Raw genomic sequence first — 24865 nt, 5'->3', positions numbered from 1 at the left:
GCCGTCGCAGTAGGAAAGAGCGGAGAAAATCATGGACAGGTTACGACTCGTTGCGCAGGTTGCGATCCCGTTCGTCTGGTTCGGAATGGTGGTGGCCATTTCCCTGATCGAGGCGCCGTTGAAGTTCCGCGCTCCCGGGGTCACCCGTGCTCTCGGGCTCGGCATCGGACGCCTGGTGTTCCGCGCACTCAATGTGGCGGAGCTGACGCTGTTACTCCTGCTTGCTCTGGCGCTGGTCGGCGCTGGTGCCGGGGCAGTTCGATGGACGCTCGTCGCGGTCACCGGGGCGGTCCTGCTGGCCCAGGCGTTCGTCCTGCGGCCGCTGCTTGACGTACGGGCGCAGCAGATCATCGCCGGTGGGCAACCAGCCGCCTCCCACCTGCACGTGGTGTACATCGCCATGGAAGCGATCAAGCTGGTCACGGTGGCGTGGTTGGGCATCTCGCTGGTCCTACGGCTGCGCTGACGACTTCCGCCGACCCCACCGGCTGGCGGCCCGAGATCGGTATTCTCGCTCTATCCGACGCCGTCAGGTACGACGTTCCGGCATCCACAAGGCGGTGGCGTCGTTCCGGTTGAACAGACAGGTGGGCGACAGGTGCAGAAACTCAGCCTGGACGCGCTGGCCCGCGAGCATAGCGAGCGAGCGGCGGCATCCGGGTCCGGTCGCAGCGCCGAGACCGTCTTCGGCGGACATGAACTGACGCTGCGACAGACGATCATCGCGTTGCGTCGCGGGGTCGAGCTCAGCGAGCATGAGAACCCGGGCCAGGCGACAGTGCTGGTGCTGCGGGGGCGGGTCGAACTGATCGGTTCCGCGGCAAGCTGGACCGGACGCCAGGGGGACCTGATCCTCGTGCCATCGGAGCGGCATCGCCTGGTCGCTCACGAGGACGCGGTGGTGTTGCTGACAGTGGCGAAGCTCGGTCAGTGAAGACGGTCGGTCCGCCCTCGACAGCGAGACGATCCGCCGGTAGCGACTGTCCACCAGCGGACCGTGCAGAGTCAACAGATTCATCTGCCGATGACAAAGCGCGGCGTCCGCGAGCGCGCTCGTCACCGTCCGTGCCCACCGTCGGATCGCTCGCTTCGCGCCGCGGGGGACGCCCCCCAGCGGCGGCCCGCTTGGTAGGCGGGGTGCCGATGGCGATTTCGTAGTGGCCGCGTCGGAGGTTCTGCATGAACGCGTGGCCAGCGATGATTACCTGTCCTGTCCTGTCCGTTCGTAGCCCGCGCATCGGTCTCAACCGTTGTTTGAGCTGGCTGTGATCAGCCTTCATCGGGTTGTTCGCGTACTGCTCGACGTGGTGCCACGCGCCGGGCCGCGCCGCCATCGCGGCGGGCTTACTAGCCCAAGCTCCGAGTCGTTCCGGCGTTCAGTGAACTCGCCGGGGTGACCTGACCGCAGGCCCGACCCGGGCGTACCGCGCCTCCCGACCAGATTGTGCAACGGCAACGGCGAGACTATGGCGACATGCACAACAGCGTCCGCTCGAAGGAGACCACCGATGCGACCCCTGCGCCTTGCCGCGAACACCCCACGCTCCTTCTATCGCGGCACTGGGCGCATCCATCGCTTCCGGGGGCTACCCGTGCCGGCTGACGCCTACTATCCCGAGGACTGGGTGGGCTCGACCACGGCGCGTTATCGGTCCGCGCCCGCAGGCCTAACTGTGCTCGACGAGGGGCGCACGCTGGCCGAGGAGATGGCGGCGGAGCCGGTGCGCTGGCTGGGCCCGGAGCATGTGGCGCGGTTCGGGCCGGACCCGGCGATTTTGGTCAAGCTGCTGGACGCCGGCGAGCGGCTGCCGCTCCACGTCCATCCCGACCGGCGATTCGGCCGCGATCACCTGGCCTCGCCCTACGGCAAGACAGAGGCGTGGGTGATCGTGGATGCGGTGCCGGACGCGGTCGTGCATCTCGGCTTCGCCCGCGACGTCGAGCCGGACGAGCTGACCGGCTGGGCCAGGACTCAGCAGATTGCGCCGATGCTCGCGGCGACGAATCATGTCCCGGTGCGGCGGGGTGACGCGGTCCTCGTGCCGGCCGGTCTGCCGCACGCCATCGGCCCTGGGATCTTCCTTGTCGAGGTGCAGGAGCCCACCGATTTCTCGGTGCTCCTGGAGCGCGAGGGGTTCCCGGTGTCGGAATCGTCCGCCTACCTGGGCCTTGGCATGGATGAGGCGTTGGCGTGTGTGGATCGGGGAGCGTGGAACGAAGGGCGCCTGGCCGACCTGAGTCGGGCTCGTCGGGATGCTCGGCAGGGCCGGCAGGGCGTGGAGCGTCTCTTCCCGGAGCAAGCCGACGAGTTCTTCGCCGCGGAGAGGCTGCGACCTGATCCAGTCAGCGACCTCGACGAGGGGTTCTCGATCATCGTGATGTTGTCTGGACACGGCTCGCTGCGGTACGCCGAGGGAACACTGCCGATCACGGCGGGCGACACGATGGTGGTGCCGTTCGGGGCAGGCCGCTGCGAGCTGCGCGGCGAGTTGGAGGCGATCCGCTGTCGTCCCGCTCTGCGCGCTTAGCTTGCCGAGATCAGAAGGCGGGTGCGGGACGTCAGATGCGAACGGTCGACGTCAGTGATGGCGTCATCGGTGATGAGCGCGTCGAGCCGGCCGTAGTCGCAAATCGGGACTGGTGCGATCTGCCGCAGCTTTGACGAGTCCGTCAGCAGCACGACCCGTTCGGCGATGTCGATGAATGCTCGCTTCGCCTCGGCGTCGAGGGGGGTGCTGCAGTACGCCCCGTCGCGGCCTAGACCGCTCGCGGCGAGGAAGAACGTGTGGACCCGGAGCCGGCTGATCGCGGCGATGGTGTCTGGTCCGGTGAACGTCTGGGTGGATGGATGGAGCAGACCCCCTAGACCGATGAGGGTCAGGTCGTCCCGCTCGCCGAGTGCTGCCATGGTGGGTAGCGAGTGGGTCACCACCGTGACACCGCTTCCGGCCGGCAGCAGCCGAGCCATCTCCAGCGTGGTGGTGCCGGAGTCGATGCCGATGGTCGCTCCGCCCTCGACGAACCGCAGTGCCTGGCTGGCAATCGCACGCTTCTGTCGCGACTGCACCTCGGAGCGCGTGCCGAAGGGGGAGCCGGGCCTGACGCCGGCCGGCGCCAGCGCCCCGCCGTAGACGAGTTCGACGAGCCCCAGGTCGGCGAGTTTCTGTAGGTCGCGGCGGACGGTGCGTTCGGATACCGCCAACTCGGCGCTCAGCTCGGGCGCCGATACGTAGCCGGCGTTGCGCATCCGACGCAGGATTTCCTCCCGGCGTCTGGGGGCGGAGTCGTAGCGCAGTTTCTGGTCGCCGGTGTGCTGTGGGGCGGTCACAGGTCGACGGTACCGGCCTGGCGACGCAGCCTGTCCGCTGGGCGTCCAAGTCTGGACACAATTTGTCCAACTGTTGACATCCTCTGCTCCCGGCCGCAGAGTGGGTGGGGCCAGCCGATCGAAGGGGGCAGGCGTGCCGGATCTCGCTACCTGGCGGGCCGAGGTCGCAGCCGACCAGCGACCGAAGGTGATCGTCGACGACGACCCGACGGGGACCCAGGCCGTCAGCGATGTGGATGTCATTCTGCGACCCCACCGTGCCGCCTTCGACGATTTCTTCGCCTCGGCACAGCCCGCAACCTTCGTCCTGTCCAACAGCCGGGCGCTCGCCGCGCGGCCCGCAGCCGAACTGGTCGGCGGCATCGCCCGCATGGTCAACGCGGCGGCCCGGGACACCGGGCGTCCCGCGACCCTGATCCTGCGGGGAGACTCGACGCTGCGCGGCCACGTGGTTGCCGAGGTCGAAGCCGTCGCGCCACACACGCCGGTGCTCTTCGTGCCAGCTTTCCTCGACGGTGGACGATTCACCCGGGACGGCATCCACTATCTGCGGACCGCGGCCGGGAACGTCCCGGTGGCCGACACCGAGTTCGCCCGGGACCCCGTCTTCGCCTACCGCAGCGCCAACCTCTGCGACTGGGTGCGCGAGGTCAGCGGCGGGCGTCGACACGCGGTAACCGTGCCGCTGGCACGGCTACGCGGACACGGACCGGAAGCCGTCGCCGAAGCGCTGCTGAGCGCGCGGCCCGACGCGTTCGTCATTCCCGACTGCGTCAGCGAAGCCGACATCCTGGCCATCGCGGCGGGCCTTATCAGAGCACAGAACCGGGGTGCGCGGGTGGTGGTCCGCTGCGCCGCCTCGTTGGCCGCCGCCCTGGCTGGCCTGTCCACGCGGCCGCTCGAACGCATCCAACTGCCGCCGCCCGGTCGCGTCCTGGTCACCTGCGGCTCCTTCACCGCCGCCAGCACCCGGCAGTTGCGGGCCTTGGGTGGGCTGTGGGACCGACGCGTGGAGATACCGGCCAGCGCGCAGCGCGGCGACGACGCCTTGCTGGCCAGCGTCGTACGGGAGCGACTCGAGCAGGACGGCCACGCCCTGCTGGCGAGCGACCGGACACCCAGTCACGCCGAGATCCCCGCCGCGCCGGAGCTGCTCATGGACACACTCGTGGAGACGGTTCGGCGTCTCGCCGCCGAGGTGGACCTGGTCGTGGCGAAGGGTGGCATCACGTCGGCACGGCTGGCCACCGACGCGCTTGGCGCGAACGGCGCGTGGGTCCGGGGACAGATCCTCCCCGGCGTACCGGTGTGGAACCTGCGCACGTTGCAGGGCGCCCCGTCCTACGTGGTCGTACCCGGCAACGTCGGCACCGACAGCACACTGCGGGACATCCTCGACCGAATCTCCACCGACCCCGACCCGCAGCGGTCGTTGCTCGATCAGGGTGCCGGGCGATGACGGCGGGGCAGCCGCTGCTGGCCGGTCTGGATGTGGGCACCACGCACACGAAGGCCGGGGTGTTCCGGGCGGACGGCATGCCGGTGGCACAGCGACACGCCATCACCCCACCCGACGCCGAGGCCATCCCCGACACCGCGCTGCGGCTGCTCGCGGAGTGCGTGGCCGCCGCCGGCGCCCCGCCGCTGGCCCTGGGAGTCGCGAGCATGGCCGAGACCGGCACCTTCGTGGCCGCCGACGGCGCCCCGGTCGGCGAGCTGCTGCACTGGCGGGACCGCCGGGCCCACCGGCAGGCCGACCAGCTGTGCGAGGCCGTCGGGCGTGAGGCCTTTTTCGCCACCACCGGCCTGCACCCCAGCGCGAAGCTGCCCCTGGCCCGGTGGATCTGGCTGCGCCAGCATGAACCAGACCTACTGCGAAGCGGGTACTGCTGGGCGAACACCGCGGACCTGGTCGTGGCTGCCCTCACGGGAACCCTGGCCACCGGCCCGACTCTGGCCGCCCGCACCGGCGCGTTCGACATCACCGCGAAGGCCTACTCGCCAGGGCTGCTCGACCTGGCGGGGCTGCGGCCCGACCAGATGCCCCCGGTCGCCGTCGACCGGGTCGCCGGACACGTCACTTCCTCGGCCGCGGCACGCACCGGGCTGCCGGCCGGGACGCCGGTCGTCGTCGCCGGACACGACCATCTCGCCGCCGCCTGGGCCGCCGGCGTGCGCGCCGTCGGCCAGGTCGCGGATTCCATGGGTACGGCGGAGGCCGTCATCACCCCGGTCGCCGCGCCCCCGCCGCCGTCCGCGCAGCCCACCGGAACCTCGGTCGGCCCCTTCGTGGACGGCCGCTCGTACTGCCTCATCAGCGGCCTGTCCAGCAGTGGCGGCCTGGTCGACTGGCTGCTCGACCGGGTTGCCCCCGTCACGGAGCCCGACCGGCACCGCTGGTTCAGCGACCTCGTCGACCCCTCGAACGGACCGCCCACCGGCATCACCGTGCAGCCGTACCTGCAGGGGCGGGCCAGCCCCGAGCCGGACCCGCACCGGACGCTGTCCTTCCACGGCATCGGACCCGAGCACACCCTCGCCGACATCGGCCGCGCCGTCCTTGAAGGGCTGTGCATGCAGGTGCGCTGGATGCTCGAGAGCCAGATGAGGATCAGCGGGCGCCGTCCCGACACCGTCACGGTCTTCGGCGGCCCCACCGCCAACCCCACCTGGATGTGGATCAAAGCCCAGGTAAGCCCCGTGCCGATCGTGGTGCTGCCCGGGCAGCAGTCCGCAGCCCTCGGCGCCGCCCAGCTCGCCGGGCAGGCGATCGGCGTCGAGGACGTGCCGCCGACGGGACAGCCGCTGGTACTGGATCCGGGGTCGGCGCCCGAGTGGGAAACGACGTACCGGTCGCAGTTCCTCCCGCTGGTGCGGGCCGCCGACGTGGACACCCCCGACAGTAAGGAACAAGCGTGAACGACACACCGCCGCTGACCCTGGACCGGCTCGCCCGGCCCACCGGGACGTTCGCCATGGTCGCCATGGACCAGCGCGAGAGCCTGCGGACGATGCTCACCGAGCAGGGCCACCCCGCCGACGACGGCGCGCTGGCCTCGTTCAAGCTCGACGTCGCCGCCACCCTGGCGCCGCTCGCCTCCGCGTTCCTGATCGACCGGCACTATGCCTACGCCCAGTTGGTCCGCGACCGGGTGCTGCCGGCCGGCTGCGGGCTGATCCTCGCCGTCGACGCGCTGTCCCAACAGCCCGGCGGCCCGGTGGAGGACACCTGGTTGGACGACGACGTCGACCTCGGGCAGGCGCGACGGGACGGCGTGGTGGCGCTGAAACTGCTGGTGATCTGGAAGCGCGACGGTGCCGAGGAACGTCGGGTCGAGCTGGCCCACCGCTTCGTCGAGCTGTGCCGGCAGGCCGGCCCGCTGTCCGTCCTTGAGCCGGTCGCCGTTCCGGCACCAGGGCAGCAGGACTTCGACCTCGAGGCGGGCATCCTCGATGCCGCCGCCGCGCTCGGGCCGCTCGGCCCGAGCCTCTACAAGGCGCAGGTGCCGCGCCGGGGGCGCGGTGACCTCGGCGACCTCGTGGCCGCCTGCGAGAAGCTCGACCGGCAGCTTGCCCGGCCCTGGGTGGTGCTCTCCAACGGGGTGGACGCGGCGGATTTCCCGACTGCGGTCGAAGCGGCATGCCGGGGAGGGGCGTCGGGCATGCTGGCCGGGCGCGCGCTGTGGCGTGACGCCCTTGCCACCGGAGACCCGGCGGCGGCCCTGCGCGCGGAATCCGTGGCCCGGCTGCGGCGGCTCACCGACATCGTCGACCGGTACGGCCGTCCCTGGACCGAGGCGGCGTGATGTACCCGGTCGTCAATCTGGGGCTGCTGTTCACCGAGCTACCGTGGCGGCGACGCTTCGCCGCCGCAGCCGAGACGGGCTTCGACCGGGTGGAGTTCCCGTGGCCCCCGCTGCCGCCGGACGAGGTGGCCGGGCTGGCGCGGGCGGCGGGCGTACAGGTCGCGCTGCTGAACATGGACGCCGGCGACCTCGCCGCCGGCCAGCGCGGCTACACCAACGATCCACGCCGCACCGCACGCTGGCGCGACGACCTGCGACGGGCGGTGGACCTGGCCCGGGACGTCGGCTGCCCGCTGGTGAACGTGCTCGCCGGGCGGCGGTTGCCCGAGCTCGACGAGCGCGACCAGTTGAGCTGCCTGACCGACAACCTGCGCTGGGCGGCGGATCTGGCCGAGGCTGCCGGGCTGAAGCTGGTCGTCGAGCCGATCAACGACCACGACATTCCCGGCTACCTGCTGCCCCGCGTCTCGGACGTGATCGCCTTGCTCGACCAGGTCGGCCGGCCCGTCGTCGAACTGCAGCTGGACGCCTATCATGTCGCCGCCATGGGCGATGACGTGACGAAGACGGTCGCGGCGGCGGCAGGGGTGCTGGGGCACGTACAGATCGCGGATTTCCCCGGCCGGCACGAGCCGGGCACCGGGACTCTGGACGTCGACGCGCTGCTCGCGGCGCTGGGTGCGGCCGGATACGACGGCGGGCTCGCGTTGGAGTACGTGCCCACCCTGCCGTCGGCGGCGAGCCTGCGCGCCGTCGCGGCGCGGTACCCCCGACTGGGGCCGATCCGATGAACCGGGTCTGCCTCCTGCACACCGTCACGGGCCTTCCCGCCGTCTTCGCCGACCTGCTCCGCGCCGAGGTGGGCCCGGTGGACGCGGTCAACATCGTGGACGAAACGCTGCTGCGGGACACCATCGAGCACGGCATGCTGGCGCGCACCCGCCGGCGGGTGGCTGCGTACGCGGCCTTCGCGGAGGAGTCCGGCGCCACCGCGGTGCTGGTCACCTGCTCGTCCATCGGCGAGGCGGCGGAACAGGCCCGCGCCGAGGTAGGCATCCCGATCTACCGGGTCGACGAACCGATGGCCGCCCAGGCCGTCACTGCCGGCGGTCGCATCGGAGTGCTGGCGACGCTCGCCGCCACCCTGCAGCCCACGCGCGACCTGTTGCGGCGCACGGCCGGCGAGCGCGGCGAGCCGTGCAAGATCCGCGAGTCGGTCTGCCCCGGCGCGTTCGACGCGCTGCGCGACGGCGACGCCAGCCGGCACGACGAGATCGTCGCCGCCGAGGTGTGCCGCCTCGCCGCCGAGGTCGACGTGCTCGTCCTCGCCCAGGCCAGCATGGCGCGGGTGGTCGACCGGCTGCCCGCCGAGCAGGTACCGGTGCCGGTGCTCACCTCACCCCGCTCCGGCGTACGGCAGCTGCGCCCCTTCGCTACGGGCTGAGCACTGCGACGGCTGCCCGGTCGGTCCACAGCTCGCCGTTGCGGCAGGCGTGCACCAGGGTCGCCGGCCAGTCCGCCTGCCATCCACGGACGGCCAGCACGCGCGCGACGCTGGCCGCCTTCGCCGGCCCGGTCGCCACCAACCGCACCCGCCGCGACAGCCGGGCGATCGTCGCCGGCCCGACGCTGACCCCCCGTCTCGGTACCTTGTCGAGCGCCCCGAAGTGCGGAAACGTGGCCAGGTTGTCGCGTCGGGTGGTGTCGGCGAGCGCGATCACCCGGGTCCCGTCGGCGATGTCCGAGCCCGGCGGGTTGAAGGCGACGTGCCCGTCGGAAGCGCCGCTGGCCAGCAGAAACAGGTCGACGCCGCCAGCCGCGGCGATGCGCTCGTCGTAGCCCGCGGGGTCGAGCGGGTCGGGCAGCCACACCTGGTCGGCGGGAACCCCGGGACGGCTGCCCACCGCCCGGTTCCAGGGCTCGGCGATCTGCCGGCGACCGAAGCGCTCGCAGCTGTGGAGCACCTCGACCGGCACGCGGCGCGCCGGCCCCGGCGTGTCGTCAAGGTAGTCGTCCATCATCACGATCACGACGTGGGCCAGGTCCATGGGCGCCACGCGCAGCCGGGCGGCCACGGCCAGGTACGTGCTGATCAGGCTGCGCCCACCGGGACAGCCGAGCAGATACCGGCGCCCCTCCCGCGCCGCCTCCGTCATGCCCGTGACGATCTCGACGGCGAGGGCGGCGCCGAGCGCATCGGCGTCCGGGAAGACACGCAGCGCGGTCATGGCGACAGCTCCTCAGGGCAGACCAGCCTGGGGGCCGCGTCGCGGAACCCCGCGCGTACCGCCTCGTCGGCGGAGAACCCCAAATGGTCGAAGCCGAGCAGCGCGGCACCCGCCACGGGCGGCTCGGCAGGAACGGTGACGGTGAAGTCGGTGTCGAGCTGCGGTGCGGCGGCACGGACGGCGGCGAGCAGCCGCTCGTCCGGATCGGCGAACAGCCCCCCGCCCAACACCAGTGTCCAGTCGCGCTGGCTCCCGGGCAGGCGACGGCGGGCGGTGCAGGCGAGTGTGCCGACCTCCACCGCCAGGCTGTCCACCACGGCGGATGCGACGGCGTCCCCGTCGCGCGCGCAGTCCAGGACGGCGGGGGCGAGGATGCCGAGCCGATGCTCCGCGAGCGTCCCGGCGAGCATCCGCTCGGCGACCGCCCGGACGCTGGGCACGGCGAGCTGTTCGCGGATCACCTTCCGCAGCCCGGTGTCCGGGCCCCGCCCGTCCTCGGCGCGTGCCGCCACCCGGACAGCCTCTCTGGCCAGAAAGTCACCGGCGCCGCTGAGGTCGCCGGTCTGCCAGCCCAGGCCGGGGAACTCGTACCGCTCGTCGCCGGCGCGGGCCACGCACTTGAGCCCGGCACCGCAGACGACCACCACCGCAGGCGCTGCGGCGGCGACGCCCAGCCGCAGCAGCGCCCACGCGTCGTTGCCGACCTCGACCGACGTCAGGACCTGCTGCGCGGCTATTGCCTCGCGCCGGGCGTCGACCTGGACGGGCAGGTCGGCGCCGGCCAGGTAGTACGCCCCGTGCGCCCGCGCGAGCGCGTCGGTGGCCAGGCCGGCGTCGCGCGCCGCGATGCCCGCCAGCCGCGTGACGAGGGCGGCCGTGCGCTGTGCGCCGAGGGCGCTGCCGGGACCGCGCACCCAGGACAGCAGCAGTCCGTCGGCGTTCATCAGCGCGACGTCCGTCTTGGAGTTGCCGCCGTCCACCGCCAGGACGAGACGCGGCATCACCGGGCCCAGGGCAGATGCTCGCGATTGCCGGCGATCAGCAGGTCGGTCAGCCGGTCGGCGATGGCGTGCTGGCCGATGAGCGGGTGCGCCAGCAGGGCACGGAACACCCGTTCGCGGCCGCCGTGCACCGCGGCCTCCAGCGCCAGCTGCTCGTACGCGGTGACATGCGCGATGAGGCCGGCGATCAGCGGCTCGACCGGCTCGACCGGCTGGGCGACGGCGCCGTCCGGGGTGATCGTGGCCGCCACCTCGACGACCGCGTCCGGCGGGAGGAACGGCAGCGCCGAGCTGTTGCGGACGTTGAGCACGTGTACCAGGCTGTCGCCTCGGCGCAGCGACGCCATCAGATCCAGCGCCGCCTGCGAGTAGTAGGCGCCGCCGCGCCGGCTGAGCAGGTCGGGTTTGCCGGTCACCTGCTCGTCGGCGTACTGGGCCAGGAGTTGGCTCTCGATCTCCATGACTTCCTGGGCCCGGACGCCGTGCGTCTTCTGCTCGGCGACCACCTCGTCATGCGCGTAGTAGTAGTGCAGGTAATAGGACGGAACGGTGCCGAGGCGCCGGACCAGCTCCGTGGGCAGCCCGGTGGCGCGCGCCACCCGGTCGCCGTGCTCGGCGAGCAGCTGCGGCAGCACGTCGGTCCCGTCGAGAAGGACCCGACGCTCCCAGGTCAGGTGGTTGAGCCCGACGTGGTCGAGGGTGATGCGCCGCGGGGCGACGTCGAGCACCTTGGCGAAGTGCTGCTGGAAGACGACCGCGGCGCTGCACAGCCCGACCACCCGTTCGTGTCCCGCCTCGAGCAGGGCCCGGGTGACGATCCCGACGGGATTAGTGAAGTCGATCAGCCACGCGGTGGGGTTGACCGCCCGAACCTCCTTGGCGACCTGGAGCATCACCGGCACGGTGCGCAGCGCCTTGGCCAGCCCGCCGGCACCCGTGGTCTCCTGTCCCAGGCAGTCGCACTGCAGGGGCAGCGTCTCGTCCTGCAGCCGCGCGGCCTGCCCACCGACGCGCAACTGCACCAGCACGATGTCCGCGCCGTCCGCGGCGGATGCGATGTCGGTGTGCGTGCTGACCGTCGCCAGATGGTCGCCGGCGGCGAGCATCCGCCGGCTCATGGCGGCGAGCACGGCCAGGCGGTCGGCCGAGACGTCCTGCAGGGCGAGTTCGGTGATGTCGAGCTGGCGACGCAGGCGTACCAGCCCGTCCACGATCTCGGGCGTGTAGGTCGATCCGCCGCCGATGATCGTCAGTTTCACGATCTTCCTTCCGACTGGTCGGAGACGTCGATGACCGCGTTGGCGGCGATGACCGCCGCGAAGTAGCGAGCGCTGTCCTTGACGGTGCGTCGCTGGGTCGACCGGTCGACGTGGATGAGGCCGAAGCGTTGGGCGTACCCCTCAGCCCATTCCAGGTTGTCCAGCAGCGACCAGTGCAGGTAGCCGAGCACCTGTGCGCCGTCGTCGATCGCGCGGGACAGTGCGCGCAGGTGCTCGCGCAGGGCGTGCACGCGTCCGGTGTCCCGCACCCGCCCGTCGGAGTCCGGTTGGGCGTTCCACACCCCGCCGTTCTCGGTGATCAGCATCGGCACGTCGTAGTCGCGGTGCAGGCGTACCAGCAGTTCGTGGAACGCCTCTGGGACGCTCTCCCAGCCGCTGTCGGTGACCGGGACGCCCTCCTGCGCGGGCAGCACCCGCCAGGGCAGTTCGTCCTGACTCGCGGTGATCCGCCGGCGGGTGTAGTAGTTCACGCCGATGAGGTCCGGCCGGTTGCCGATGATGTCGAGGTCGCCCGGGCGCACCCAGTCCATCGGCCCGATCAGTCGTTCGAACAGCTCGGCGGTGTCGGCGGGGTAGTGGCCGCGCAGCACCGGGTCGAGGAACCAGCGGTTCGTGTACCCGTCGGAGGCCCACGATGCCGCGACGTCGGCCGGATCGTCGGTGGCGGGGTAGTTGGGGAAGAGGCTCAGCGGGATGCCGACGCGGGCGGTGGGGCGGCGCTCGCGGATGCGGTCCGTCGCCAGGCCGTGCGCCAACAACAGGTGGTGGCCGACAAGGATGGAGGTGCGAAGATCCTTCTCACCGGGGGCGTGCAGGCCGAGCCGGTAGCCCAGGACGGACACCACCCACGGCTCGTTGACCGTGAGCCAGGTGTCGATCCGGTCACCGAGCAGGTCGAGGCAGACGTCCGTGTAGGCGGCGAAGGCCTCGGCGGTCGCGCGGTTGGTCCAGCCGCCGCGCTCCTGCAACCGCTGCGGCAGGTCCCAGTGGTACAGCGTCGGTACCGGCGTGACGCCACGTTCGAGCAGACCGTCGACCATCCGGTCGTAGTGCGCCAACCCAGCCCGGTTCACCGGGCCGGTCCCTCCGGGGATGATGCGCGGCCAGGCCAGCGAGAACCGGTAGGCGTTCATGTTGAGCTGGGCCATCAGGTCGGCGTCCGATGGCCAGTGGTGGTAGTGGTCGCAGGCGTCCGCGCCGGAGTCCATCCCGCGCTCGGCCGTGAACGTGTCCCAGATGGACGGCGCGCGGCCGTCCTCGTCGACGGCGCCCTCGACCTGGTACGCCGAGGTCGCGGCGCCCCACAGAAAGTCGGGTGGGAAGGTACTCGTCACCAGTTCACCTCCGGCAGGCTCAGCGCCGCCTCGCAGCCCAGCAGCAGCACGCCGACGCTCCACGCGTGCGACAAGGTGAGCAGCATGCCCTTGGCCTGGAAGCAGGCGGTCTGGTAGTAGCGTTCGCTGGCCATGCCCCGGTAGGCGTTGAAGTCGCCGTCGGCGCGGGCGATGAACTGCCGGAAGCAGGCCAGGTTCTCCCGGGTGCGGTCGAGGTAGTGCCGGTCGCCGGTGGCGGCGGACAACTCGACCATCTCCGGGAGGCAGATCAGGCCGTACGAGTGCAGGTGCTGGTTGCTGGGGGAGGCCTGGTCGGCGCCGCGGCTGCGGAAGTCGTACTGCGCCAGCAGGGTGTGCCCGTCGAAGCGCACGTCGTAGCTGTAGCGGAAAGTCAACATCCAGTCCGCGGCCCGGCGTGCGAACTCCAACCAGCGCGACTCGCGGGTGGCGCGCCACAGGGCCACATACGCCAGCACCGCCGCGTAGCCGTCCTCCGACGTCGGCGCCAGATCGACGTCCTCGGGGGCGCCGTGCAGGAACTCCTCCTCGACGAAGCGGGCGTAGTAGTCGCCACCGCGCCGCGCGGCCTCCAGGAGGCCCGGGTCGAGGTCGCCCGCCTCGGCAAGCGCGGTGACCCAGGTCAGCCCTGCGGCACCGGCCCAGGACAGCACCCGGCCGTCGTCGGCGTGCAGCAGGCTGCCCAGGTTGCCGTCCGCGCGCTGGTTGCGTACCGCGACGTCGAGGTTGCTCCGCACCGCCGCCCGCCACCCCGGGCGGTCCACGCCGGCGGCCTGCTCGGCGCGGACGGCGCGGTGCAGGAACAAGGTGGCCTCGGCGAGGGTACGGGCGTGCAGGCCACCCCGGACCGGCGTCCAGCTCTGGCCCCAACCCCTCGCCGCGGTCCACTGGCCCCAGAACGTCCCGGCCGGCGCGAGGTTGCCGCAGATGTGGTCGATCACCGCCGCACCGGCCGCGACATGGTCGTCCTGTCCCCGGCGGCGGCCGTGCGCCAGCAGTGCGTGGGCGTACGGGATTCCGCTGATCCACGCGACGTGCATCGCTGCCCGGTCACCCAGGCCCTGGACGTTGTCGTTGAACTCCCGGTCGAACGCCGCCGTCTCCAGCAGCACCGCCGGGTCGGGGCGGAAGTGCCAGCGGTGCAGGCCGTACGCGGCCAGGTCCGCCGCCTCCGTCACGTCGACCCACGGGCGCAGCGGCTCCGTCGCCGACCGGGCGTGCCGCTCCCGCAGCACCGGCACATAGGCGTGCCGGTCAGCGGGCAGCCGGTAGAGGTTCAGCTCCACGACGTGCCGCTCGCCCGGCTGCCAGACGTGCGTCTGCGCCAGCGGCGCAGTGGGTTCCTGACTGCCGACGTAGCTGACCGGCTCCTCACGGTACGGGAAATCGGCGTGCAGCTGTGCGATGTCGCCCTCGTGCGCGAACCCGATCCCGGTCAGGCCCAGCGAGCTGTGCTCGTCGACGGCGAGCGCCAGGCCACCGGACGCTCCCCAGACGAACACCGCGGGCGTGGCGGCCCGGTCGGCACGGAAGCTCCATGCGGGGGAGACGTACCGCCCTGGGTCGGCGGGCTCGTCGACCGTGCGGGCGAAGCGCGGGTAGAGCCGGTGGTTGTCCGCGGGACGGTTGTCGCCGTAGAACAGCCCGGGAATGAGCCAGTACGGATCACCGGCGTCGGCGAGGCTGGCGGACACCCGCAGCCGTGCCTCCACCGGCACCGTGCCCCGGTACGTGGCCGTGATCGTCGCCGACACGCCCCCGGCGGGCGAAGCCGTCGGTGCCCGTCGCAGTTCCACCTCGAACAGGTGCGGGTCGAGGCCGCTGACGTGCAGCGGCGCGTTCGTCAAGGTCGCCGCCATCAGCCGGCCTCGGTGATCAGTTGAGCGGACACGTTCCAGCCGTCGAGCCGTACGCGCCGGTCCTCGGGTGCCACGCCGTCCCACCGGCCGTGCAGGACGCGCTCCTCGCCGGGCAGCAGGTCGATGGCGTTGTCGTCCCAGGTCAGCCAGCCGGGCTCGGCCGCGTGGCGGGCGTCGAGCAGCCGCAGGAACGGGATGGCCGGCCCGGTCTCGTGGCGCAGCCGCAGCGTCCAGGTCGCGCCGGTGGTGTGCAGCCGGGTGGAGATGCCGGCCGGTGGCAGGGCGAGCAGGTCCTGGAAGTCGTGGCCGGCGGTGAGCAGATAGCGGTTCGCCCGCGAGTCGGTTCCGGCGTGCACGGACAGATCCAGCAGGAACGGTTGTGCGCCCAGCTCACCCGCGGGGCACCGGATCTCGCCGAGCGGCTGGGGCCGGCCCTCGACGAATTCGGTCGCCCAGTGCGCCTCGGCGACCTGGCGTCCGCCGAGGCGTATCACCCGGGCGGTGACGCTCCCCGGCCCGGACGCGGTGTCCCACCACGCCCACACGGTCGCGGCGAACTCGTCGCCGGTGACGCGGGGCGCCGGCAGGGCGGCGCACACGTGCAGCGGGCGGTAGGCGCGCCGCACGTAGTGGTAGGCGGCCTTCGGCTCGCCGAAGTAGTCGACGGCGGAGGTGCACCAGCCGTTGGGGAAGGACTCGTTGAGCTGCCAGGGCAGCACCCCGCAGCTCTCCGGCCGGCGCCGGTTGGCCTCGACGGCGTAGCGCAGGCCGTCCGCTTGGAGGAACTGGCTGGCCCGGGAGAGCGCGGCGAGGTCGGTGAGGGCGTCGCCGAACGCCTGCCGCACCAGCGGTTCGTTGTTCCACCACCGGCCGAGGTGGTCCCAGACGGGGTTGCCGGCCGTGGGAAGGGCATGCTCCGGGGCCGGTACGACCGACTCGATCGCCCGGACATTGCTCATGCCCTCCACGCCGAACTCGCTGAGCAGCAGCCCTCGGCCGGAGTCGTAGAGCCGGTAGTGGTCGGACAGGCCCTGGTGCTCCCAGGGTCCGTGCACGTCGTGCTGTTCCGGGCTGGTCCGTACGCTGTCGAGCGTGTTGCCGAACACCGGCCCCGACGGGGAGGTGGGCAGCCACTGCCGGTTGGGGTCGAGGCGTGCGACGACGTCGTGCAGCGCGGCCAGCACGGGGGAGTCCGCGTCGGTCAGCGGTACCCCGTCGGCCCGCTGCAACTCGTTGCCGCCGCACCAGATGGCCAGGCTGGGATGGTTACGGCGGGCGGGAACGATCTGCTCGGCCTCGGCGACCATCCGGGCCACGAAGCTCTCGTCGTCGCTGGGCACGCTGCGCATGCCGGAGCTGGACTGGGCGAACTCCTGCCAGACCAGGATCCCGAACTCGTCGCACAGGTCGTAGAAGAGGGTGCTTTCGATGAGGCCCCCGCCCCACACCCGCAGCATCGTCACCCCGGCGTCGCGGGCGAGCCCGAGCAGGTGGCGCAGTCGGGCCTCGTCGACCGCGCCGTAGAGGGCGTCGGCGGGGACCCAGTTCCAGCCCTTGATGTCGCTGGCCCGGCCGTTGACGGTCAGCCGGTAGGGCAGGGCGGTGGCGGGCGCACCGGCGTCGCGGCTGAACCGTACGTCCCGGAAACCCAGCCGCAGATGGCGGTCGTCGCTGCGCGTTCCGCTGCCGTCGTGCAGCGCCACGCGCAGCGCGTACAGGTGGGCCTCGCCACGGCCGTTGAGCTCCCATTCGAGGGGTGCCTCGACCTGGAGGGTGACCTCGGTGGCTGCGCCGTCCAGTGGCACGGTGCCCTTGGCGACGGTCGCGCCCGCCGGGTCGTGCAGGGTGCACTCCGCGCTCGCGCCGGTGGCCTCGCCGTCCACCGACACGGTCACCGTGACGCGGCCCGCGGCGCCGGTCACCGTGGGTCGCGCCCACACGTCGGCCAGCCGCAGCGGTCCGGTCGTCCGGAGCCGGACCGGCGCCCACAGACCCTGGTGCACGATCCGGGGGCAGAAGTCCCATCCGTAGCCCATTCGCCCCTTGTGGACGTTCACCTCGGCGGTGTAGCCGACCTGTGGTTGGCTCACCGGCGCGGGATCGACGACCACGGCGAGAGTGTGTTCGCCGGGGCCGAGTCGTCCGGTCACCTCGACCGTGCGGGAGACGAACGTGCCCTCGTGCACGGCGATCCGCTCGCCGTCGAGGTAGACCGCGGCGGAGTAGTCGATGCCGTCGAATTCGAGGAACGCACGCTCGGTGGGCGCGAGCCCGGCGGTGCGCAGGCGGGTGCGGTACACCCACGTCCGCTGCGGCACCCACTCCGACAGCAGGCTCTGCGTGCCCACGTAGGGGGAGGGGACCTGGCCGGCGGCGAGCAGATCGGCGAGCACGCTGCCGGGGACCCGGGCGGGGATCCACCGCCGCTCGTCGTCCTGGCTGTCGCGGGCGTGCAGCTGGGCCCGGTGCAGCTGCCAGTCGTCGCCGAGGAAGCCGCGCAGCCGCCAGCCCTCGGTCAAGGCGGTCACGGACGTCATTCCCGCTCACCTTCCGGCTCGTCCGTGGCCACGGCCTCGGCCGCCGTCGGCCGCTCCAACAGGTCAGCCTCGGCGGCGGGCCGGGCGGGATCGCGCGGGACGACCAATGTCTTGATTTCGTGCGGGCCGAACTCGGCGGTGATCGTGCGGCCGAGGAACGGCAGGTCGATGGTGGCGTTCGCCGCCGCACCGGCCGTCTCGTAGCCCCGGACCACGTAGTCGCCGGTCTGCTCCTCGGCCTGCTTGATCACCGTGATCACCACGTTGTCGGCGTCGGAGACGGCGGCGAAGCAGTGCTGCTGGGGCAGTGGACCATCGTGGCACGACTCCAGCAGGGCGACCGGCGCCTGGTCGAGTTCGGCCGCGGCGCGCACGGTCCCGGCGGCCCGCCAGTCACCGGCATGCGGCAGCAGCCGGTAGGTGAACCGCTGCACCCCCTGGTCCATGACCTCGTAGTCGCCGTCGGCGGGCAGGGGCTGCGGGGCGTGCCATGCGTATGCCGGGCTGCGCAGCGCGGTGAGGCCGATCTCGCCCCCGGTCACGTCGACACCGAACTTGGCGTCGTTGAGGACCGACAGGCCAGCCGCACGCCCGCTCAGCGTGCCGGACACGTCCACCCACGAGTGGCTGACCGTCTCGTGCCCGTCGGCGACCCGCTCGACGTGCCCGTAGGGGATCGCGTGGGTCGCGGTGACCTCGGTCAGGTTGGTCGGGAAGCGCAGCTTGAGCATCCGGAGGCGTTCGTGCCAGTCGATGGTGACCCTGACCTCGAGGTGTCGCGCACCCGCGGCCAGCACGAACTCCTCGGTCAGCGTCGAGGCGCCGAAACTGCTGCATACCCGCAGCACCTGCCGGACGGGGCCGGTCTCGATCCGCCGCACCGACACCGGTGTGAAGGCCCCGATCACGTCCCGATAGGAGACGACCCCGTGGCCCCAGGTGTCGGTGGGGTCGTTCAGCACGACCGCATGCCGCGACCGCGCCCCGTCGCCGCTGATCAGCTCCGCGTCCGTGGCCTTGCACACGAGGCTCGACAGCCACCCCGTCGCCGGGTCGACCACCACCCGCAGGTGATCGTTTTCCAGCACCGTGTCGGTCTCCGCAGCCGGCCTGGGGACAGTGATGTGATCGGGATACATCCGGTAGAGCCGGTAGCCGAGCGGGGGCAGCTCCACCGGTACCACGAGCCGCCGGCGACCGCCGGTCACCGTCGTCGAGCGGGCGGACTGTACGGGGATGCGGTTCTGCGCATCGTCCTCGGCCACGATCCCGCCGTTGCCGAGGAAGCTGCCGAACTCGACCTCGACGGTGGTCCGCACCGGCCAGGGGTGCGGGTTGAACACCGCCAGGGGCGTCATCCGCTCCTCGTCGGGGATGTCGATCTGGCGGCTGATGCTCTGGATCGCCTGGTTCTGCAGGCGTGCCGCGATCGCCCGCGCCTCACCGAGCTGGTCGCGCGCGTCGTCGTACGCGCTGGGCAGCGCGGTGCCGGCCGCGGTGTCGTGGAAGTGGTTGAGCAGGACCTGTCGCCAGGCGTGTTCGAACTGGTCGGTCGCGCGGGGCACGCCGGTCGCCGCGCTCGCCACCGCAGCCCACTTCTCGGCGGCTTGCAGCGCGTGCTCGGTGTGCCGGATCAGCTTCTTGATGCCGGAGTGCGCGGAGTAGCAGCCCACTCCGTGCGGCTGGATCTCGCCGGAGAACTCGGGCAGGTCCCGTCCGGTGGCGCGGGCCGCGTCGAAGAATGCCCGGACCGTGGAGAAGAGCATCTGCGGGAACTGGTCGCTGCCGTCCAGTTCCCGGATGCTGTCGATGTTCGCCCGGGTCGGGCCGCCGCCGTGGTTGCCGACGCCGTAGAAGCACATCAGCGGGTCGGTGGTGTGCGGCAGCTGGGCCAGCGCCTTGCCGACGTGTACGCCCAGATGCCCCGCGGGGCTGCAGTACTCGTGCGGGATCCGGTAGGCCAGCACCCGTGACCCGTCGGCTGCCTCCCACCAGAACGTCGGTCCGGGCAGCGCGGTCTCGTGCGGCTGTGGCCGCATGAACACGTAGCTGTCTATACCGGACTTCGCCAGCAACTGGGGAATCGTGGCGTTCTGCCCGAACGGGTCGACGTTGCAACCGACCGACGCCGTCCTCCCGAACTTCTCGGCCAGGTACCGCTGGGAGTACAGCGCGTGCCGGACGAATCCCTCACCGCCGGGAATGTTGCAGTCCGGCTCGACCCACCAACCGCCGACGATCTCGAACCGGCCCGCACGGACCTGCTCCCGCAGCGCCGCGAACAGCTCGGGATCGTGCTCCTCGATCCAGGCCAGGTATCCGACCGAGTCGCAGGTGAAGATGAAGTCCGGATACTCGTCGATCCGTTGCAGGGCGGCGCGGAACGTCGCGCGCGCCTCCTGGTAACCCTCCTGCCACGGCCACAACCACACCGCGTCGATGTGGGCGTTGCCGATCATGTGCAGCTGACCCCGGGTGGCCCGGCCGGCTGGAGGTGCCGACGGGCGGGGGATCGCCGACGGCCGACGGGTGTCGGACTGCGGTTGTGCGCGGAGCATGTGGAAGGAGTCCCTTTCCCGTGGTGCGGTGCGGTCTGGTTAATCGGGGGTGACGGCCCAGCGGTCGATGTGTTCGCTGAGGAGGTGCAGGAGCAGGACGTGCGCCTCCTGAACCCGGGCCGTGCGCTCGGACGCCACCGCGAAGACGTGCTCGGCGTACCGTGCGGCGGGTCCACCGCCGGCTTCCGGCTGCCCGGTGAACAGGACCGTCAGGGCGCCGGCGTCCCGGCCGGCCCGAAGGCCGGCGACGACGTTGGGGGACCGGCCGCTGGTGGTGAAGGCCACCACCACGTCGCCGGTGCGGGCCAGTGCCGAGACCTGCCGGGCGAAGACGTCCTCGAAGGAGTAGTCGTTGCCGATGCAGGTGGTCACGGTCGGGTCGGTGGACAGGGCCACGGCGGGCAACGCCCGCCGCTCACGGCAGTACCGCCCGATGAGCTCACCCACCAGGTGCTGGGCGTCTGCCGCGGACCCGCCGTTGCCGAAGGAGTAGACGGTTCCGCCGTGGCTCAGGCGCTCGCAGAGCTCGTCGCCGAGGATCTCCACGTCGGCCACGAGCTTGCGGACCGATTCGATTACCGTGAGGTGTTCGTCGACGTGGTGAACGAGCGGGGACCGGTCATCGACAGTCACGAGGGTGCTCCCTGCTGGAGGTGGACAAGTGCGGATGCCGCCGCGCCGACGACGCCGACGGTGTCACCGTGCGAGGCCAGCTCCAGCCGGGCGGCGGCGCCGGCTGGTCGCATGGCCTGCGCGAGCGCGGCGCGGCGCACCGGCAGCAGCAGGGCGTTGCCGGCGCGGGTGACACCGCCGCCGAGGACGACGAGCTGCGGTTCGACCACGTTGATCATCACCGCGATGGCGCGCGCCAGCGCGGCCGTGGTCTCGTCCCAGATCTGCCGCGCCAGCCGGTCACCCTGCGCCGCGTGCGTCGACACGGTCTCGGCGGTCACCACGGCGACATCGCGCATGGACGACGCCGGACCGGCGTCGAGTGCCTCGACGGCCCGGCGTGCGATCGAGGTGCCCGAGGCGTACGCCTCGATGCAGCCGCGCTGGCCGCATCCGCAGACGCGCCCGTTCCAGTCGATGATCACGTGCCCGAACTCGCCACCGTTGCCGGCCGCGCCCCGGTGAACCCGGCCGTCGAGGATCAGGCCGCCGCCCACGCCCGTGGACACCGTGAGGTAGAGCATGTGCCGCACACCACGCCAGGGCCCGAAGTGGTACTCGCCCAGTACGGCGGCCGTGCCGTCGTTTTCCAGGAAGGCCGGCCGGTCGTAGGCGTCGGTCACCAGCTCGACGATGGGCACGTCGTCCCAGTACGGCAGCCCGGGCGGGCCCTGCACCCGTCCGGTCACCGGGTCGAGCGGGCCTCCGCAGCCGATGCCGATCGCCGCGATGTCGCCCTGGCTGTGGCCGGACGCCGCCAACGCTTCGTGACCGAGTTTCAGCAGTCGCTCGATGACGATGTCCGGCCCCTCCTCGACCCTCGTGGGTACCCGCACGAAGGAGAGGAGCTTCCCGGTGCGATTCATGACACCTGCCGCGAGCTTGGTGCCACCGATGTCGAGCGCGAGTACGTGATCGCAGAACGGCACGCTGACGTCAGCCCTTCCGACCCTGGGTGGCGATGCCCTCGATGATGTGTCGCTGGGCGACGGCGAAAATGATGATCATGGGAAGGGTGGCGATCAGGCTGGCCGCCATGATGATCTCCCAGTGCTGTTCGCCGCCCTGGCCGAAGGTGTCGATGACCGACTTGAGTCCGCGGGGGATCGTGAACAGGGAGGTGTCCTGCAGGTAGATCAGTGGCCGGAGCAGGTCGTCCCAGCTCGCCTGGATCTCGAACACGAACACGATCGCGAGGGCCGGTCTGGACAGCGGCAGGGCGATGCGCCGGAACAACCCGAGGAAGCCGCAGCCGTCCACCCGGGCGGCCTCGAACAGTTCGCGGGGCAGCGACAGGAAGAACTGGCGCAGCAGGAAGATGTAGAACGCCGAACCGAAGATGTTCTGCGCCCAGAGCGGCACCTGGGTCCCGACGAGGCCGAGTTTGTTCCAGATCAGGTAGACCGGGATCAGGGTGACGGCCTGCGGCAGCATCATCGTCGCGAGCACCAGCCCGAACAACACGTTGCGCCCGGGAAACCGGAAGTACGCGAAGCCGAACGCCACGAGGGCGCTGCTGATCGTCACGGTCGTGGCCGCGGCGATTCCCACCACCACGCTGTTGCTCATCCACGCCAGCACGGGCGCGTAGTCCCAGACATCGGCGAAGTTCGACAGCTGCACGTTGCGGGGGATCAGGGCGCTGCCGAACACCTCGGTGCGCGGCTTGAGCGAAGCGCTGATCAGCCAGACGAAGGGATACGTGAACACGACGCTGGCGAGGGCGAGCACGATCAGATAGGGGGCACGCTTCCAGAACGGCCCCTGATCGCGGCCGCCGGCCTGGGAACGGGCGCCGGCGACGCGATCGTTGCCCAACGGGTCAAGGGCAGCCGGAGCCGCAGCGGTCAGGTGCGGAGGCGAAGCGGTCATCGTCAATCCCTTTCGCCTTCGTAGTAGACGAACCGGCGCGAGACGCGCACCTGCACGGCGGTGATGATCATGATGATCACGAACAGCAGCCAGGCGAGCGCGGAGGCGTATCCCATGTGCAGGAACCGGAAGGCCTGCTGGAACAGATAGATCACATAGAACAGCGCGGCCTCGTTGGAATAGGTGCTGTTCTGCTGCCCGCCGAAGAACATGGTGTAGGCCTCGTTGAACATCTGCAGCGCGGCGATCGTCTGCACGATCAGGGTGAAGAAGAGCGCACCGCTGATCATCGGGATCGTCACCTTGCGGAACTTCGTCCAACTGCCGGCACCGTCCAGCTCGGCGGCCTCGTAGAGGTCCTTCGGCACCTGGCGCAGCGCCGCGAGGTAGATGACCACCGTCCCGCCGACGCTCCACAGCGTGGTGATGACCAGTCCCGGCTTCACCCAGTGGGTGTCCGTCGTCCAGTTGGGGCCGTCGATGCCAAAGAGGCGTAGCGTGCGGTTGAGCAGGCCTTCCTGACCGTTGAGCAGCAGCAGGAACAGCGCGCCCACCGCGACCGTCGGCGTCATCTTGGGCAGGTAGAAGATTGTCCGGAAGAAGCCTGACGCGCGCCCCACCCGGTTGAGCACCATCGCGAGGGCGAGCGCCACGGCCATTGACGCCGGCACGTACATGGCTGCGTACACCAGGGTGTTGCCGAGCGCCTTGGCGACCTTCTGATCCTCCGCCAGTTGGCGGTAGTTCTCCAGCCCCACGTTCTGCGGGGAGTCGATCGCGTTGTAGTCGGTGAACGACAGCACGAAACTGGCGATCATCGGGCCGAGCGTGAACACGAGGAACCCGATGATCCACAGCGAGATGAAACCGTAGGCGGCACGGATCTCCCGCCAGTTTCTGGTGCGGCGCGCGCCACCCGCAGTCATTCTGCGGGTGGCGGCGACCGATGTCGGCGCGGCCATCACTTCGCCGCGCTGAAAGCCTTGCTCGCCTCCGCCTGCGCCTGCTTCATCGCCACGTCGGGCTTCTGCTGGCCGGAGAGGGCCCGGTTGACCGCGTCCTGCCAGGCCGTCTTGATCTCACTGCCGGCCTTGGAACCAACGACGGCGAACGCGTACTCGGTGGACGCGTAGTAGTTCTCGATCGCCTTGTCGAACCCGGTCTGGCCGGGCTTGACGTACTTCGCCTTGATCTGCTGGTCGGCCTCCGGGTTGGCGGTCCAGAGGCCGGTGAACTTGGACTTGTTCTTCTCCACCGTCGCCTGGCGTGCCTCACCGGCCTTCAGCCAGGTCTCCGTGCTGGTCATGGTCTTCATCCAGTTGACCGCCGCAGCCGGGTTCTTGGAGCCCTTCGGCAGGCACCAGGCGCTGCCGCTCTGGAAGCTGACCGGGTTGCCCTGCCGGTCGGTGAACGGCAGCGACTGCAGATCGACCTTCGGCGAGGCCTGGACCAGGACGTTGACCAGCCAGCCCTCCCAGGGGAATGCGCCCGCCTGGTTCTTCACGAACTGGTTGCCCGACCCGAAGAGGTCCCACGTGTCGCGGAAGGCCTTGAACTTCGACCAGCCACCCTGCTCGTTGATCAGGCTCAGCGCGTACGCCAGGGCCTCGATGACCTTCGGGTCCTCGAGGTTCGGCGAGCCGTCGGGGTTCACCAGATCGGCGCCGTTGGCTTTCGCCCACAACGGCAGGAACTCCGGCAGCTTCGGGTCGAACCCGATCCGGGCGATCCGACCGCCGTTGGCCTTGTACAGCTTCACGGTGCTGGCGTGCAGCTTGTCCCAGTCGCTGGTGCTCAGGTCCGGCAGCGTGAGCCCGACCTCCTGTAGCGCCTTGCCGTTCACCAGGATGTTACGGGTGTTGTAGAACTCGGGAATGCCGTAGACCTTCCCGTCGACCGTGACCTCCTTGATCGCGGCCTCACGGTAGCCACTGTTCTTGATCCCGGCGCTGGCCATCTTGTCGTCCAGTGGCTGGATGGCACCCTGAGAGGCGTAGCTGCCGACCAACTCACGGTTGAGGTACACCAGGTCCGGGACGTTGCCGGTGGCGACCGCGGAGAGGAACTGCTGCGGGTCGAAGTCGCCCTCGTTGATGTTGAGTTGAACCTTCGGATAGGCGCTCTTGAACGCGTCGATGCGGGCCTGGCCGACGTCGTCCGGCTTGCCGAAGCCCATTGTCGACAAGGACCCGCTGTCGCCGCCCTTGGTCGCGTCGTTGTTGCTGCTCTTGTTGACCCCGCCGCAGGCACTCACTCCCAGCGCGAGCGCCCCCATCGAACCGGCCAGAAGACCCCGTCGGGTGATCGTCATCGTCACTCCTCACAGACGGCGGATGTCCGGGACCCCTGGGGCGAGAACCGCAGCCCTGATC

General features: G+C 70.9%; 21 protein-coding genes and 1 pseudogene. 8 read left to right on the top strand and 14 right to left on the bottom strand.

Annotated features, from left to right (window positions below):
* The first annotated feature begins 31 nt into the window (after nt 1-31).
* Entirely contained in the window at nt 32-466 is a 435-nt protein-coding gene (locus I8N68_RS17145) for a hypothetical protein (RefSeq protein ID WP_200211002.1), read from the top strand.
* A gap of 132 nt (nt 467-598) precedes the next feature.
* Nucleotides 599-934, top strand: coding sequence for a cupin domain-containing protein (locus I8N68_RS17140; RefSeq protein ID WP_200211001.1), 336 nt, complete (start codon nt 599-601; stop codon nt 932-934).
* A 235-nt stretch (nt 935-1169) separates the two neighbouring features.
* On the opposite strand, the pseudogene I8N68_RS17135 reads toward I8N68_RS17140, so the two are convergent.
* Nucleotides 1170-1334 (bottom strand): annotated as a pseudogene (locus I8N68_RS17135) (DDE-type integrase/transposase/recombinase); the annotation flags it as partial.
* A gap of 174 nt (nt 1335-1508) precedes the next feature.
* On the opposite strand from I8N68_RS17135, the gene I8N68_RS17130 reads away from it, so the two are divergent.
* On the top strand, nt 1509-2528 hold the full coding sequence (locus tag I8N68_RS17130) for a class I mannose-6-phosphate isomerase (protein ID WP_200211000.1): 1020 nt from the start codon (nt 1509-1511) through the stop codon (nt 2526-2528).
* On the opposite strand, the gene I8N68_RS17125 is transcribed toward I8N68_RS17130, so the two are convergent.
* Entirely contained in the window at nt 2525-3328 is an 804-nt protein-coding gene (locus I8N68_RS17125) for a DeoR/GlpR family DNA-binding transcription regulator (protein ID WP_200210999.1), read from the bottom strand. The genes I8N68_RS17130 and I8N68_RS17125 overlap by 4 nt on opposite strands.
* Before the next feature lie 133 nt (nt 3329-3461).
* Between I8N68_RS17125 and I8N68_RS17120 the strand changes: the two genes are divergently transcribed.
* The 5 genes from I8N68_RS17120 to I8N68_RS17100 are packed head-to-tail and all read left to right on the top strand — an operon-like array spanning nt 3462 to nt 8578.
* Nucleotides 3462-4787, top strand: coding sequence for a four-carbon acid sugar kinase family protein (locus tag I8N68_RS17120; RefSeq protein ID WP_200210998.1), 1326 nt, complete (start codon nt 3462-3464; stop codon nt 4785-4787).
* Nucleotides 4784-6247 carry an FGGY-family carbohydrate kinase gene (locus tag I8N68_RS17115; RefSeq protein ID WP_200210997.1) on the top strand — a complete coding sequence of 488 codons (1464 nt, stop codon included), beginning with the start codon at nt 4784-4786 and terminating at the stop codon, nt 6245-6247. Before I8N68_RS17120 ends, I8N68_RS17115 begins: the two co-directional genes overlap by 4 nt.
* A complete protein-coding gene (locus I8N68_RS17110; RefSeq protein WP_200210996.1) occupies nt 6244-7134 on the top strand; it encodes a hypothetical protein in 891 nt (296 codons plus the stop codon). The genes I8N68_RS17115 and I8N68_RS17110 overlap by 4 nt, the downstream gene beginning before the upstream one ends.
* Entirely contained in the window at nt 7134-7925 is a 792-nt protein-coding gene (locus I8N68_RS17105; protein ID WP_234039994.1) for a hydroxypyruvate isomerase family protein, read from the top strand. The genes I8N68_RS17110 and I8N68_RS17105 overlap by 1 nt, the downstream gene beginning before the upstream one ends.
* Nucleotides 7922-8578: an aspartate/glutamate racemase family protein gene (locus I8N68_RS17100; RefSeq protein WP_200210994.1), complete on the top strand. Its 657-nt coding sequence runs from the start codon at nt 7922-7924 to the stop codon at nt 8576-8578. Before I8N68_RS17105 ends, I8N68_RS17100 begins: the two co-directional genes overlap by 4 nt.
* On the opposite strand, the gene I8N68_RS17095 is transcribed toward I8N68_RS17100, so the two are convergent.
* The 12 genes from I8N68_RS17095 to I8N68_RS17040 form a co-directional block, all read right to left on the bottom strand.
* Complete coding sequence (locus tag I8N68_RS17095; RefSeq protein WP_200210993.1) at nt 8568-9362, bottom strand: 6-phosphogluconolactonase; 795 nt, start codon at nt 9360-9362, stop codon at nt 8568-8570. The two genes, I8N68_RS17100 and I8N68_RS17095, sit on opposite strands and share 11 nt — an antisense overlap.
* Entirely contained in the window at nt 9359-10363 is a 1005-nt protein-coding gene (locus I8N68_RS17090; protein WP_200210992.1) for an N-acetylglucosamine kinase, read from the bottom strand. The genes I8N68_RS17095 and I8N68_RS17090 overlap by 4 nt, the downstream gene beginning before the upstream one ends.
* Nucleotides 10363-11622: a 6-phospho-beta-glucosidase gene (locus I8N68_RS17085; protein WP_200210991.1), complete on the bottom strand. Its 1260-nt coding sequence runs from the start codon at nt 11620-11622 to the stop codon at nt 10363-10365. Before I8N68_RS17085 ends, I8N68_RS17090 begins: the two co-directional genes overlap by 1 nt.
* Entirely contained in the window at nt 11619-12977 is a 1359-nt protein-coding gene (locus I8N68_RS17080; protein ID WP_307812852.1) for a GH1 family beta-glucosidase, read from the bottom strand. The genes I8N68_RS17085 and I8N68_RS17080 overlap by 4 nt, the downstream gene beginning before the upstream one ends.
* A complete protein-coding gene (locus I8N68_RS17075) occupies nt 12974-14854 on the bottom strand; it encodes a YyaL domain-containing protein (protein WP_200210990.1) in 1881 nt (626 codons plus the stop codon). The genes I8N68_RS17080 and I8N68_RS17075 overlap by 4 nt, the downstream gene beginning before the upstream one ends.
* A complete protein-coding gene (locus I8N68_RS17070) occupies nt 14854-17391 on the bottom strand; it encodes a glycoside hydrolase family 2 protein (RefSeq protein ID WP_200210989.1) in 2538 nt (845 codons plus the stop codon). The genes I8N68_RS17075 and I8N68_RS17070 overlap by 1 nt, the downstream gene beginning before the upstream one ends.
* Entirely contained in the window at nt 17388-19850 is a 2463-nt protein-coding gene (locus tag I8N68_RS17065; RefSeq protein ID WP_200210988.1) for an alpha-mannosidase, read from the bottom strand. Before I8N68_RS17065 ends, I8N68_RS17070 begins: the two co-directional genes overlap by 4 nt.
* A 138-nt stretch (nt 19851-19988) precedes the next feature.
* A complete protein-coding gene (locus I8N68_RS17060) occupies nt 19989-20582 on the bottom strand; it encodes a D-sedoheptulose-7-phosphate isomerase (RefSeq protein WP_200210987.1) in 594 nt (197 codons plus the stop codon).
* A complete protein-coding gene (locus I8N68_RS17055) occupies nt 20579-21550 on the bottom strand; it encodes an ROK family protein (RefSeq protein ID WP_200210986.1) in 972 nt (323 codons plus the stop codon). The genes I8N68_RS17060 and I8N68_RS17055 overlap by 4 nt, the downstream gene beginning before the upstream one ends.
* A 7-nt stretch (nt 21551-21557) precedes the next feature.
* Nucleotides 21558-22493, bottom strand: a complete 936-nt coding sequence (locus tag I8N68_RS17050) for a carbohydrate ABC transporter permease (RefSeq protein ID WP_200210985.1) — start codon at nt 22491-22493, stop codon at nt 21558-21560.
* A gap of 2 nt (nt 22494-22495) precedes the next feature.
* Nucleotides 22496-23455, bottom strand: coding sequence for a carbohydrate ABC transporter permease (locus tag I8N68_RS17045; RefSeq protein ID WP_200210984.1), 960 nt, complete (start codon nt 23453-23455; stop codon nt 22496-22498).
* The gene (locus I8N68_RS17040) at nt 23455-24804 is read right to left on the bottom strand and encodes an ABC transporter substrate-binding protein (protein WP_200210983.1); all 1350 of its coding nucleotides are present in this window, start codon (nt 24802-24804) and stop codon (nt 23455-23457) included. Before I8N68_RS17040 ends, I8N68_RS17045 begins: the two co-directional genes overlap by 1 nt.
* Nucleotides 24805-24865: the final 61 nt, after the last annotated feature.

The sequence above is a fragment of the Micromonospora coerulea genome (assembly GCF_016598485.1).
Lineage (GTDB): Bacteria > Actinomycetota > Actinomycetes > Mycobacteriales > Micromonosporaceae > Micromonospora > Micromonospora coerulea.
The sequence above is the reverse complement of the archived record's forward strand: the minus strand, read 5'-3'. Positions and strand labels throughout refer to the sequence as shown.